Source organism: Erwinia sp. E602 (assembly GCF_018141005.1).
Lineage (GTDB): Bacteria > Pseudomonadota > Gammaproteobacteria > Enterobacterales > Enterobacteriaceae > Erwinia.
The window spans coordinates 4516857-4529548 of sequence record NZ_CP046582.1 but is presented as its reverse complement, the minus strand read 5'-3'; the positions used below and the strand labels follow the sequence as shown (position 1 = coordinate 4529548).

General features: G+C 53.1%; 5 protein-coding genes, 6 tRNA genes and 4 rRNA genes. 14 read left to right on the top strand and 1 reads right to left on the bottom strand.

All coding sequences use genetic code 11. The features are described from left to right. The first annotated feature begins 375 nt into the window (after positions 1 to 375). The 8 genes from GKQ23_RS22350 (at position 376) to birA (ending at position 8646) form a co-directional block, all read left to right on the top strand. A 16S ribosomal RNA gene (locus tag GKQ23_RS22350) occupies positions 376 to 1915 on the top strand. 74 nt (positions 1916 to 1989) lie between these two features. Further along, positions 1990 to 2066, top strand: a tRNA-Ile gene (locus tag GKQ23_RS22345). 160 nt (positions 2067 to 2226) lie between these two features. Next, positions 2227 to 2302, top strand: a tRNA-Ala gene (locus GKQ23_RS22340). Between the two features lie 205 nt (positions 2303 to 2507). Further along, positions 2508 to 5414: ribosomal RNA gene (locus tag GKQ23_RS22335) — 23S ribosomal RNA — on the top strand. Between the two features lie 228 nt (positions 5415 to 5642). Next, a 5S ribosomal RNA gene (gene rrf, locus GKQ23_RS22330) occupies positions 5643 to 5758 on the top strand. 41 nt (positions 5759 to 5799) lie between these two features. Beyond that, a 5S ribosomal RNA gene (gene rrf / locus GKQ23_RS22325) occupies positions 5800 to 5910 on the top strand. Together the 16S, 23S and 5S rRNA genes with 2 tRNA genes alongside form the textbook arrangement of a ribosomal RNA operon. 739 nt (positions 5911 to 6649) lie before the next feature. Beyond that, positions 6650 to 7687 carry a UDP-N-acetylmuramate dehydrogenase gene (murB, locus tag GKQ23_RS22320; RefSeq protein ID WP_212409461.1) on the top strand — a complete coding sequence of 346 codons (1038 nt, stop codon included), beginning with the start codon at positions 6650 to 6652 and terminating at the stop codon, positions 7685 to 7687. After that, on the top strand, positions 7684 to 8646 hold the full coding sequence (gene birA, locus GKQ23_RS22315) for a bifunctional biotin--[acetyl-CoA-carboxylase] ligase/biotin operon repressor BirA (protein WP_056236414.1): 963 nt from the start codon (positions 7684 to 7686) through the stop codon (positions 8644 to 8646). Before murB ends, birA begins: the two co-directional genes overlap by 4 nt. A 28-nt stretch (positions 8647 to 8674) precedes the next feature. Here the strand turns inward: birA and coaA are convergent, their stop codons facing one another. Further along, the gene (gene coaA / locus GKQ23_RS22310) at positions 8675 to 9631 is read right to left on the bottom strand and encodes a type I pantothenate kinase (protein ID WP_101506836.1); all 957 of its coding nucleotides are present in this window, start codon (positions 9629 to 9631) and stop codon (positions 8675 to 8677) included. Between the two features lie 563 nt (positions 9632 to 10194). Here coaA and GKQ23_RS22305 point away from each other — a divergent pair. The 6 genes from GKQ23_RS22305 to secE all read left to right on the top strand — a co-directional run bounded on the left by GKQ23_RS22305 (position 10195) and on the right by secE (position 12691). Beyond that, positions 10195 to 10270: transfer RNA gene (locus GKQ23_RS22305), tRNA-Thr, on the top strand. 20 nt (positions 10271 to 10290) lie between these two features. Next, positions 10291 to 10375 (top strand) — tRNA-Tyr (locus GKQ23_RS22300). A gap of 211 nt (positions 10376 to 10586) precedes the next feature. Next, a tRNA-Gly gene (locus GKQ23_RS22295) sits at positions 10587 to 10661 on the top strand. A gap of 6 nt (positions 10662 to 10667) precedes the next feature. Continuing rightward, positions 10668 to 10743, top strand: a tRNA-Thr gene (locus tag GKQ23_RS22290). Between the two features lie 112 nt (positions 10744 to 10855). After that, complete coding sequence (gene tuf, locus GKQ23_RS22285; RefSeq protein ID WP_212409460.1) at positions 10856 to 12040, top strand: elongation factor Tu; 1185 nt, start codon at positions 10856 to 10858, stop codon at positions 12038 to 12040. A gap of 267 nt (positions 12041 to 12307) precedes the next feature. Continuing rightward, entirely contained in the window at positions 12308 to 12691 is a 384-nt protein-coding gene (gene secE, locus GKQ23_RS22280) for a preprotein translocase subunit SecE (RefSeq protein WP_056234878.1), read from the top strand. Position 12692 lies beyond the last annotated feature (1 nt).

Genomic DNA, 12692 nt, shown 5'->3' with positions numbered 1-12692 from the left:
TTTTTTTAAATAAACACTTGTCACCCGTCGGGAACTCCCTATAATGCGCCTCCATCGACACGGAACAACGGCTTACAGGCCAGCGTGTTGAGAGGTTCAGGAAGTACTCTGAACCGCCGGAAAAACTTCTCAAAAAGAAGTTGACTCCGAAGGAGGAAAGCGTAATATACGCCACCTCGCAACAGGAAGCTTCGGCACTGATTGCACCGCTCTTTAACAATTTATCAGACAATCTGTGTGGGCACTCGCAGGATTGATATCAGACACCTTCGGGTGTCAAAAAAATATCAAGTCTCACGAGTGAACACATAATGAAATTCATTATGACGTTTTACAGATGAGCATCGCTGCACTTGTTGCAGCAAATCGAACTTTTAATTGAAGAGTTTGATCATGGCTCAGATTGAACGCTGGCGGCAGGCCTAACACATGCAAGTCGAACGGTAGCACAGAGAGCTTGCTCTTGGGTGACGAGTGGCGGACGGGTGAGTAATGTCTGGGAAACTGCCCGATAGAGGGGGATAACTACTGGAAACGGTAGCTAATACCGCATAACCTCGTAAGAGCAAAGTGGGGGACCTTCGGGCCTCACGCTATCGGATGTGCCCAGATGGGATTAGCTAGTAGGTGGGGTAATGGCTCACCTAGGCGACGATCCCTAGCTGGTCTGAGAGGATGACCAGCCACACTGGAACTGAGACACGGTCCAGACTCCTACGGGAGGCAGCAGTGGGGAATATTGCACAATGGGCGCAAGCCTGATGCAGCCATGCCGCGTGTATGAAGAAGGCCTTCGGGTTGTAAAGTACTTTCAGCGGGGAGGAAGGCGCTGTGGTTAATAACCACGGCGATTGACGTTACCCGCAGAAGAAGCACCGGCTAACTCCGTGCCAGCAGCCGCGGTAATACGGAGGGTGCAAGCGTTAATCGGAATTACTGGGCGTAAAGCGCACGCAGGCGGTCTGTCAAGTCAGATGTGAAATCCCCGGGCTTAACCTGGGAACTGCATTTGAAACTGGCAGGCTAGAGTCTTGTAGAGGGGGGTAGAATTCCAGGTGTAGCGGTGAAATGCGTAGAGATCTGGAGGAATACCGGTGGCGAAGGCGGCCCCCTGGACAAAGACTGACGCTCAGGTGCGAAAGCGTGGGGAGCAAACAGGATTAGATACCCTGGTAGTCCACGCTGTAAACGATGTCGACTTGGAGGTTGTGCCCTTGAGGCGTGGCTTCCGGAGCTAACGCGTTAAGTCGACCGCCTGGGGAGTACGGCCGCAAGGTTAAAACTCAAATGAATTGACGGGGGCCCGCACAAGCGGTGGAGCATGTGGTTTAATTCGATGCAACGCGAAGAACCTTACCTGGCCTTGACATCCACGGAATTCGGCAGAGATGCCTTAGTGCCTTCGGGAACCGTGAGACAGGTGCTGCATGGCTGTCGTCAGCTCGTGTTGTGAAATGTTGGGTTAAGTCCCGCAACGAGCGCAACCCTTATCCTTTGTTGCCAGCGATTCGGTCGGGAACTCAAAGGAGACTGCCGGTGATAAACCGGAGGAAGGTGGGGATGACGTCAAGTCATCATGGCCCTTACGGCCAGGGCTACACACGTGCTACAATGGCGCATACAAAGAGAAGCGAACTCGCGAGAGCAAGCGGACCTCATAAAGTGCGTCGTAGTCCGGATCGGAGTCTGCAACTCGACTCCGTGAAGTCGGAATCGCTAGTAATCGTAGATCAGAATGCTACGGTGAATACGTTCCCGGGCCTTGTACACACCGCCCGTCACACCATGGGAGTGGGTTGCAAAAGAAGTAGGTAGCTTAACCTTCGGGAGGGCGCTTACCACTTTGTGATTCATGACTGGGGTGAAGTCGTAACAAGGTAACCGTAGGGGAACCTGCGGTTGGATCACCTCCTTACCTCAAGATACATTCCCGCGTAGTGCTCACACAGATTGTCTGATGAAAAAGTAACGAGCAGAAAACACCTCGACAGGCTTGTAGCTCAGGTGGTTAGAGCGCACCCCTGATAAGGGTGAGGTCGGTGGTTCAAGTCCACTCAGGCCTACCAAATTTCGCCTCATGCTGCGTTGTTCGGCCGTCTCGCATAGTTCACTATGCTTCGCGACCTCACGCCTTGCCTGAGACAAAATTACATTTTCTCTTTCTGAAAAGAAAAGGAAAATAACTCTCCGGAGTTGGTACTGGAAAGGTTTACTGCACGACTGTATGGGGCTATAGCTCAGCTGGGAGAGCGCCTGCCTTGCACGCAGGAGGTCAGCGGTTCGATCCCGCTTAGCTCCACCATATTGTCTGTTTTCAATACTTCAGAGTGTACTGGTTAACAGTATGCTGCGAAGTATTACGCTCTTTAAAAATCCGGAACAAGCTGAAAATTGAAACGACGTATCGTTATTCATTCTCCGTAATAAGAATGAAGTCAACGATATGTTCGAGTCTCTCAAATGCTTGCAGCTTTCGAGCTGTCCTGCGGGACGCTTGTGGGTTGTGAGGTTAAGCGACTAAGCGTACACGGTGGATGCCTAGGCAGTCAGAGGCGATGAAGGGCGTGCTAATCTGCGATAAGCGTCGGTAAGGTGATATGAACCGTTACAACCGACGATACCCGAATGGGGAAACCCAGTGTGTTTCGACACACTATCATGTCATGAATACATAGTGGCATGAGGCGAACCGGGGGAACTGAAACATCTAAGTACCCCGAGGAAAAGAAATCAACCGAGATTCCCCCAGTAGCGGCGAGCGAACGGGGAACAGCCCAGAACCTGAATCAGTTTGTGCGTTAGTGGAAGCGTCTGGAAAGTCGCAGGGTACAGGGTGATACTCCCGTACACAAAAACGCACATTCTGTGAGTTCGATGAGTAGGGCGGGACACGTGACATCCTGTCTGAATATGGGGGGACCATCCTCCAAGGCTAAATACTCCTGACTGACCGATAGTGAACCAGTACCGTGAGGGAAAGGCGAAAAGAACCCCGGCGAGGGGAGTGAAACAGAACCTGAAACCGTGTACGTACAAGCAGTGGGAGCACCTTCGTGGTGTGACTGCGTACCTTTTGTATAATGGGTCAGCGACTTATATTCTGTAGCAAGGTTAACCGTATAGGGGAGCCGAAGGGAAACCGAGTCTTAACTGGGCGTTAAGTTGCAGGGTATAGACCCGAAACCCGGTGATCTAGCCATGGGCAGGTTGAAGGTTGGGTAACACTAACTGGAGGACCGAACCGACTAATGTTGAAAAATTAGCGGATGACTTGTGGCTGGGGGTGAAAGGCCAATCAAACCGGGAGATAGCTGGTTCTCCCCGAAAGCTATTTAGGTAGCGCCTCGTGAACTCATCTTCGGGGGTAGAGCACTGTTTCGGCTAGGGGGCCATCCCGGCTTACCAACCCGATGCAAACTGCGAATACCGAAGAATGTTATCACGGGAGACACACGGCGGGTGCTAACGTCCGTCGTGAAGAGGGAAACAACCCAGACCGCCAGCTAAGGTCCCAAAGTCATGGTTAAGTGGGAAACGATGTGGGAAGGCACAGACAGCCAGGATGTTGGCTTAGAAGCAGCCATCATTTAAAGAAAGCGTAATAGCTCACTGGTCGAGTCGGCCTGCGCGGAAGATGTAACGGGGCTAAACCATGCACCGAAGCTGCGGCAGCGACATGTAAATGTTGTTGGGTAGGGGAGCGTTCTGTAAGCCGTCGAAGGTGGACTGTGAGGTCTGCTGGAGGTATCAGAAGTGCGAATGCTGACATAAGTAACGATAAAGCGGGTGAAAAGCCCGCTCGCCGGAAGACCAAGGGTTCCTGTCCAACGTTAATCGGGGCAGGGTGAGTCGACCCCTAAGGCGAGGCCGAAAGGCGTAGTCGATGGGAAACGGGTTAATATTCCCGTACTCGGTGTTACTGCGAAGGGGGGACGGAGAAGGCTATGTTAGCCGGGCGACGGTTGTCCCGGTTTAAGCATGTAGGCGGAGGTCTTAGGTAAATCCGGGACCTTACTAACGCTGAGGTGTGATGACGAGGCACTACGGTGCTGAAGTAACAAATGCCCTGCTTCCAGGAAAAGCCTCTAAGCATCAGGTAACATCGAATCGTACCCCAAACCGACACAGGTGGTCAGGTAGAGAATACCAAGGCGCTTGAGAGAACTCGGGTGAAGGAACTAGGCAAAATGGTGCCGTAACTTCGGGAGAAGGCACGCTGTCGGTAGGTGAACCCCCTCGCGGGTGGAGCCGAAGGCAGTCGAAGATACCAGCTGGCTGCAACTGTTTATTAAAAACACAGCACTGTGCAAACACGAAAGTGGACGTATACGGTGTGACGCCTGCCCGGTGCCGGAAGGTTAATTGATGGGGTTATCCGCAAGGAGAAGCTCTTGATCGAAGCCCCGGTAAACGGCGGCCGTAACTATAACGGTCCTAAGGTAGCGAAATTCCTTGTCGGGTAAGTTCCGACCTGCACGAATGGCGTAATGATGGCCAGGCTGTCTCCACCCGAGACTCAGTGAAATTGAACTCGCTGTGAAGATGCAGTGTACCCGCGGCAAGACGGAAAGACCCCGTGAACCTTTACTATAGCTTGACACTGAACATTGAGCCTTGATGTGTAGGATAGGTGGGAGGCTTTGAAGCGTGGACGCCAGTCTGCGTGGAGCCATCCTTGAAATACCACCCTTTAACGTTTGATGTTCTAACCTGGCGCCGTAATCCGGCGTGGGGACAGTGTCTGGTGGGTAGTTTGACTGGGGCGGTCTCCTCCCAAAGAGTAACGGAGGAGCACGAAGGTTAGCTAATCACGGTCGGACATCGTGAGGTTAGTGCAATGGCATAAGCTAGCTTGACTGCGAGAGTGACGGCTCGAGCAGGTGCGAAAGCAGGTCATAGTGATCCGGTGGTTCTGAATGGAAGGGCCATCGCTCAACGGATAAAAGGTACTCCGGGGATAACAGGCTGATACCGCCCAAGAGTTCATATCGACGGCGGTGTTTGGCACCTCGATGTCGGCTCATCACATCCTGGGGCTGAAGTAGGTCCCAAGGGTACGGCTGTTCGCCGTTTAAAGTGGTACGCGAGCTGGGTTTAGAACGTCGTGAGACAGTTCGGTCCCTATCTGCCGTGGGCGCTGGAGAATTGAGAGGGGTTGCTCCTAGTACGAGAGGACCGGAGTGAACGCACCACTGGTGTTCGGGTTGTCATGCCAATGGCATTGCCCGGTAGCTAAGTGCGGAAAAGATAAGCGCTGAAAGCATCTAAGCGCGAAACTTGCCTCGAGATGAGTTCTCCCTGGGTCCCTGAGACCCCTGAAGGGACGTTGAAGACTACGACGTTGATAGGCCGGGTGTGTAAGCGCAGCGATGCGTTGAGCTAACCGGTACTAATGACCCGTGAGGCTTAACCTTACAACGCCAGAAGCGTTCTGGTAGCGTTATGAGAGACGCAAAGATTTTCAGCTTGTTTTACCGGATAAAGAATTCAGTTGTTCTGCGGACTATAGTCCGAAGGATTTTGTACTGAGGCAAGGCGGCAAGCGAAGGCAGTGAAGGAGCATACACCAGTATGTGACTGAGGTGACGAGCGCAGCCAACGCAGCATCAGTGCAAAAGACACAGGACGGCACAAAAGATTTGCCTGGCGGCTTTAGCGCGGTGGTCCCACCTGACCCCATGCCGAACTCAGAAGTGAAACGCCGTAGCGCCGATGGTAGTGTGGGGCCTCCCCATGCGAGAGTAGGGAACTGCCAGGCATCAAATTAAGCAATAAGCCTCATGCGAAAGCATGGGGCTTTTTTGCGTCTTCAGCCCGGTGGTCCCGCCTGACCCCATGCCGGACTCAGAAGTGAAACGCCGTAGCGCCGATGGTAGTGTGGGGCCTCCCCATGCGAGAGCAGGACAAAATGGCCGGGAGCCATTTTGAACGGCGCGCAGCGCCGGCCCGAAGGGTGGCCCACAGGGATGTGGGCCATAAACTGCCAGGCATCAAACAAAGAATAACCCCGACCGAAAGGCCGGGGTTTTTTCTTTTGCAAAAAACACGATAAAAAACCCCTGCCGTAACGGCTCATTCCCCTCCGTTTTCCCTCTTCACTGGTCAAAAAATCAGATTTTAAACGCAAAACCCGCCGCTCCGGACCGGGCTGATGACTCATCCGTGGCCGGTAACCCGCCCCGTACGTGCATGTTTCTCTCGTGCCGGCGGCTCTGGCGATGGCCCGAATAAAAAGTGATGGCGATTAATTGCACTCCCGAATAGGAGCACCTGGCACGAACCCCGTTGATTGCTACGTTCTGACGTATTTACCCATACCTTATGAAAGATCTCCGATCGCATACGTTGAGACTGATGGCGCTTTATTGTGCTCAGGGTACAAAATTACCGCCCAAAAGGGACTGAGTTGGGCTAAGTAAGCGTACAATTCAGTGATCTAACGTTTTACTTGAGTCGTTAAGCGATAAATCCTCTTTTTGAGATTTCTTTTTCAATTAAATCAGTTAGATGAATTAAATAAAATGTGAGTATTCCATGTCCTCGGTAAGCGTTGTTGTCCCACATGCCCACCCTGGAAAACGTCATAATATCGCCAATAACCCGCCTAATCAGGTAAACTAGCCCCAGTTTAACCCGCAAAGGCCCTGTTATGTCCTGCCAGAATCATTCATTAAAACCCTGGAATACCTTTAGTCTGGAAGCGTCAGCTGCCGGGATCTGTGTGGCTGACAGCGTGGAAGCACTGTGCCGCGCCTGGCTGCAAAGCCAGCAGCGTTCAGAGCCGGTATTGCTGTTGGGAGAGGGCAGCAATGTCCTGTTTCTGGAAGACTTTCAGGGTCAGGTTATTGTTAACCGCATCATGGGGATTGAGGTAACGGAATCCAGTGACGCCTGGCATCTGCACGTTGGGTCAGGAGAAAACTGGCACGCGCTGGTGCAATCCACCTTACGCGACGGCTATCCCGGGTTAGAGAATCTGGCGATGATCCCCGGTTGCGCGGGTTCGGCGCCTATTCAGAACATTGGGGCCTACGGCGTCGAGCTGGAGAAAGTATGTGAATACGTCGATATTGTCAGGCTGGCTGACGGCTCCCGACAGCGCCTGAGTGCAGAAGAGTGCCGGTTTGCCTACCGGGACAGCGTTTTTAAGCATCAGTACCGTGAAGGCTATGCCCTTATCGCGCTGGGTTTGCGCCTTAACAAAATCTGGCAGCCGGTGCTGACCTATGGCGAGCTCAGAGAGCTCGATCGTGACCGGGTGACCCCGCAGCAGGTGTTTGAAACGGTATGCCGCATGCGGAGCAGCAAGCTGCCCGACCCTGCGGTGACCGGTAATGCCGGCAGCTTCTTTAAAAATCCGCTGGTGAGCGCGGAAATGGCCCGCCAGCTGAAGGAGCAGTACGACACTATACCGTTCTATCCGCAGGAGAACGGCGAGATGAAGCTGGCCGCGGGCTGGTTAATCGACCGCTGCAACCTGAAGGGGTTCAGGATGGGCGGAGCAGCCGTGCATCAGCAGCAGGCGCTGGTGCTGATTAATACCGGCAATGCGACCGGGCAGGATGTGGTGGCGCTGGCCCGTGAAGTCCGTCAGCGCGTTGGCAAAAAATTTAACGTGTGGCTTGAGCCGGAAGTACGCTTTATCAGCGCGCAGGGCGAGACAGACGCCGTCGAGGTGATTGCATGAAAGATTACACCGTACCCCTGAAACTGGTCGCTCTGCTGGCCGACGGTGAGTTCCACTCGGGTGAACAGCTCGGTGAGCAGCTGGGCATGAGCCGTGCTGCTATCAATAAGCACGTCAATACGCTGAAAGAGTGGGGGATCGATGTTTTCACCGTCACCGGCAAAGGCTACAGTCTGTCGGCTAAAATGCAGCTACTCAATGAGCAGGCGATCAACGCTCAGCTTGAGAATGGCCGGCTGGCGGTGGTGCCGGTGATTGACTCAACTAACCAGTATCTGCTGGACAGGATGAACAGCCTGCAGTCGGGCGACGCCTGCGTGGCTGAGTATCAACAGGCTGGCCGCGGCAGGCGAGGCCGGCAGTGGTTCTCTCCCTTTGGTGCCAACCTGTATCTCTCCATGTACTGGCGTCTGGAGCAGGGGCCGGCGGCGGCGATGGGCATGAGCCTGGTAATCGGTATCGTGCTGGCTGAAGCGCTGCAGGAGCTGGGCGCACCGGATATTCGCGTAAAGTGGCCAAATGACATTTATCTCGACGATCGCAAACTTGCCGGTATTTTGATTGAACTGACGGGTAAAACCGGCGAAGCTGCACAGATCGTGATTGGTGCAGGCATCAATCTGGCGATGCGTGCACCCGCTGCGGATGTCATTAACCAGGGGTGGATTAACCTGCAGGAAGCCGGTGTCACCATTGACAGAAATGCACTTTCAGCGCTGATCGTTAACAAGATGCGTGACGCGTTATTTGCCTTTGAGCAGGATGGTCTGCATCCGTTTGTTGAACGTTGGGCTGCGCTGGATAACTTCATCAACCGCCCGGTTAAGCTACTCATTGGTGACAGAGAGATCTATGGCATTGCACGGGGTATTGATGCTCAGGGCGGGTTAATTCTCGAGCAGGATGGGGTGCGAAAATCCTGGGTTGGGGGAGAGATTTCTTTGCGGCCGCAGGGCTGATATCGGCAGGGGCACTGGCCCCTGCGATCTATTTCCTGAGCCTCACCAGATCGACCGCATGGTCGCTGCTTTTGGTCATGATCAGGCTGGCACGTTCGCGCGTCGGTAGGATATTTTCCATCAAATTCTTGTGGTTAATCTCTTTCCATAGCTGGGTGGCGATACCCACGGCTTCCTGTTCCGGTAGCTGGGAATAGTGATGGAAATAGGAGTCCGGATCGCTGAATGCCCCCTCGCGGAATTTCAGGAAGCGATGAATGTACCAGTGTTCCAGTAACGCCTCCGGGGCATCGACATAGATAGAAAAGTCGACGAAGTCAGAGACAAACACGTGGTGGGGATCGTGGGGATAGTCCATTCCGCTCTGTAATACGTTCAATCCTTCAAGTATCAGGATATCGGGCTGCTGAACCACCTTATCGCCGTCGGGAATAACGTCATAAATCAGGTGTGAGTAAACCGGCGCCGTCACCTGGGCCGCGCCTGACTTTAGCTCCGAGACAAAATTCACCAGCCGGTGCATATCATACGACAGGGGAAAGCCTTTCTTCTTCATCAGCCCGCGCTCGTTGAGCACGGCATTCGGGTGCAGAAAGCCGTCAGTAGTAATGAGCTCGACTTTACGGTGCTCGGGCCAGCGGCTAAGCAGGGCCTGCAGCACGCGCGCGGTAGTGCTTTTCCCGACGGCAACGCTGCCGGCAATGCTGATGATATAGGGGATTTTCTGCCCCTTATCTTTGGTGCCGAGGAACTGCTCCAGCACGGCCTGACGCCCGGCGTTGGCGCTGATATAGAAATTCAGCAGGCGTGACAATGGCAAATAGATCTCAGCCACCTCTTCCATGGAGAGATCTTCGTTAATGCCTTTCAGCTGGGCAATTTCGCCCTCTGACAGGGTCATTGGGACGGAGTCACGCAGTGCCGCCCATTCATTACGGGTGAACTGCAGATAAGGGGTCGTTAACGATAAATCTTTTTTGCTCATATGCATGCTTCTGCCAGCAAGTAGTTACCCATCAGAAGGTTAGCCCGTTGATATCCGCAACATCGTGTCGCAGTCAGGCTGAATTACCCTGGGGATTTCAGAACACAATGGGCAGGAGGTTAACACCAGACGGGCCTGAATAAGAAGGAAAAAAGCGCTAACAGGCTGGCAAACGTTACGTCACTCGCATTAACTGGCTACGGTGTATCGCACGAGAGATGTGCATGGGCCATCAAATCCGATCGCCGCGGTTCGCCACGGCGGTAGCATCTGACGCGTTAGATACGATTTACGATTCTCACGTGGGTAGCCGGTGTTATGTGCTATTCAGAAATTAGTGTGGCATTGAGGGCGGGTGAGTACCCTCGCGGGTTCACTCGCCGCATCGGTAGGGCGTGCTTAAAAAGAAAAACATACCGCGCCATTGCGCTTTTTTTCAGCAAAAAAACGCGAAAGAGGGGCCGTTTTAAGGTGAATTGCACAAAGAGTGAGCGTAAGAACAATTATCGCAATTTTTTTGTTGCATCCCGGGCGCGGTCTTCCTAAAATGCGCACCACTTGATGCCGGCTTAGCTCAGTTGGTAGAGCAACTGACTTGTAATCAGTAGGTCACCAGTTCGATTCCGGTAGCCGGCACCATCAAGTAACGAAATACCCCAGGTGGGGTTCCCGAGCGGCCAAAGGGAGCAGACTGTAAATCTGCCGTCATCGACTTCGAAGGTTCGAATCCTTCCCCCACCACCATTTCGACTCAGATGTTGGGAGTTGAAAGCAGAATAAGTGAGCAATCACCGAGGCTGCAAAGATGACAAGCTAGCAAAGTTTGTTCATCAGGATTTCAGACTGAGCTCAAGCCCAGTCAAGGTCATCAGGTAAATGCGTGATGACTTGAGTAAACGGAGACTTTCCAGATACTCAAAAGCTACAGACAGAACAGGTAGCCGAGTTCCAGGATGCGGGCATCGTATAATGGCTATTACCTCAGCCTTCCAAGCTGATGATGCGGGTTCGATTCCCGCTGCCCGCTCCAAGCCGTGCTGATATGGCTCAGTTGGTAGAGCGCACCCTTGGTAAGGGTGAGGTCCCCAGTTCGACTCTGGGTATCAGCACCACTTTCAAAATCTCCCTCCCTGCTTCTTCTCTGTTACAAAATTCAACGATTCAGGCAATGCCTGGTTGATGTGGTGATATCACCGATTAATCCGTGTCTTAGAGGGACAAGCGATGTCTAAAGAAAAATTTGAACGTTCCAAACCGCACGTCAACGTTGGTACTATCGGCCACGTTGACCACGGTAAAACTACCCTGACTGCTGCTATCACCACCGTTCTGGCTAAAACCTACGGCGGTTCTGCACGTGCATTCGACCAGATCGATAACGCGCCAGAAGAGAAAGCTCGTGGTATCACCATCAACACTTCACACGTTGAATATGACACCCCAAGCCGTCACTACGCACACGTTGACTGCCCAGGCCACGCCGACTATGTGAAAAACATGATCACCGGTGCTGCGCAGATGGACGGTGCAATCCTGGTTGTTGCTGCGACTGATGGCCCAATGCCACAGACCCGTGAGCACATCCTGCTGGGTCGCCAGGTTGGCGTTCCGTTCATGATCGTATTCATGAACAAATGCGACATGGTTGACGACGAAGAGCTGCTGGAGCTGGTTGAAATGGAAGTTCGTGAGCTGCTGTCTGCTTACGATTTCCCAGGCGACGACATCCCGGTTGTTCGCGGTTCAGCACTGAAAGCCCTGCAGGGTGAAGCTGAGTGGGAAGCAAAAATCATCGAGCTGGCTGGTCACCTGGATTCTTACATCCCGGAGCCAGAGCGCGCGATTGACAAGCCATTCCTGCTGCCTATCGAAGACGTATTCTCCATCTCAGGCCGTGGTACCGTTGTTACCGGTCGCGTAGAGCGCGGTATCGTTAAAGTTGGTGAAGAAGTTGAGATCGTTGGTATCAAAGATACCGTGAAATCAACCTGTACCGGCGTTGAGATGTTCCGTAAGCTGCTGGACGAAGGCCGTGCGGGTGAGAACTGTGGTATCCTGCTGCGCGGTATCAAGCGCGAAGATATCCAGCGTGGCCAGGTTCTGGCTAAGCCAGGTTCAATCAAGCCACACACCAAGTTCGAATCTGAAGTGTACATCCTGTCCAAGGATGAAGGCGGCCGTCATACTCCGTTCTTCAAAGGCTACCGTCCACAGTTCTACTTCCGTACAACTGACGTGACCGGTACCATCGAACTGCCAGAAGGCGTAGAGATGGTAATGCCAGGCGACAACATTCAGATGGTTGTTACCCTGATCCACCCAATCGCGATGGACGACGGTCTGCGTTTCGCCATCCGTGAAGGCGGCCGTACCGTGGGTGCAGGTGTTGTTGCTAAAGTTATCGCTTAATCGCTGATAATATTTGACGCAACGCACGAGAAAAGGGCATCATTTGATGCCCTTTTTCTACGCTGTAACATAGAACCTGGCTCATCAGTGATTTTCGGTCATAATCATTGCTGAGGCAGGCTCTGTAGCACGGCGTAAAAACCCATAATTTTCAAGTATGTCTTGAGATTAATGGCTATGCCGGGTGGTGCCTTTGCACATTATTCGGTTCGGTTGCCTCGTTTTGCGGGGCAAAAGTGTTTCTGATTTATTCTGGCAGGTTGGTTTATGAGTGCTAATACCGAAGCTCAAGGGAGCGGACGCGGCCTGGAAGTGATCAAGTGGTTAGGTGTGGCAGTACTGCTGATCGCTGCTATCGTCGGCAACTATTACTATCGCGGCGTGACTCTGCCGCTGCGCGCGCTGGCCGTCGTTGTTCTGATCGCAGCCGCAGCAGGCGTTGCCCTGCTGACCATCAAAGGCAAAGCGACACTGGCTTTCGCCCGTGAAGCCCGCACTGAAGTTCGCAAAGTCATCTGGCCTACTCGTCAGGAAACGTTGCACACCACGTTAATCGTTGCCGCGGTAACTGCCGTGATGTCACTGATTTTGTGGGGGCTGGATGGCATTCTGGTCCGTCTGGTATCGTTTATCACTGGCCTGAGGTTCTAAG

Excerpts from the sequence above, each read along its gene's own strand:
- murB (WP_212409461.1), top strand. The coding sequence starts at position 6,650 with ATGTCCTGCCAGAATCATTCATTAAAACCCTGGAATACCTTTAGTCTG.
- birA (WP_056236414.1), top strand. The coding sequence starts at position 7,684 with ATGAAAGATTACACCGTACCCCTGAAACTGGTCGCTCTGCTGGCCGAC.
- coaA (WP_101506836.1), bottom strand. The coding sequence starts at position 9,631 with ATGAGCAAAAAAGATTTATCGTTAACGACCCCTTATCTGCAGTTCACC.
- tuf (WP_212409460.1), top strand. The coding sequence starts at position 10,856 with ATGTCTAAAGAAAAATTTGAACGTTCCAAACCGCACGTCAACGTTGGT.
- secE (WP_056234878.1), top strand. The coding sequence starts at position 12,308 with ATGAGTGCTAATACCGAAGCTCAAGGGAGCGGACGCGGCCTGGAAGTG.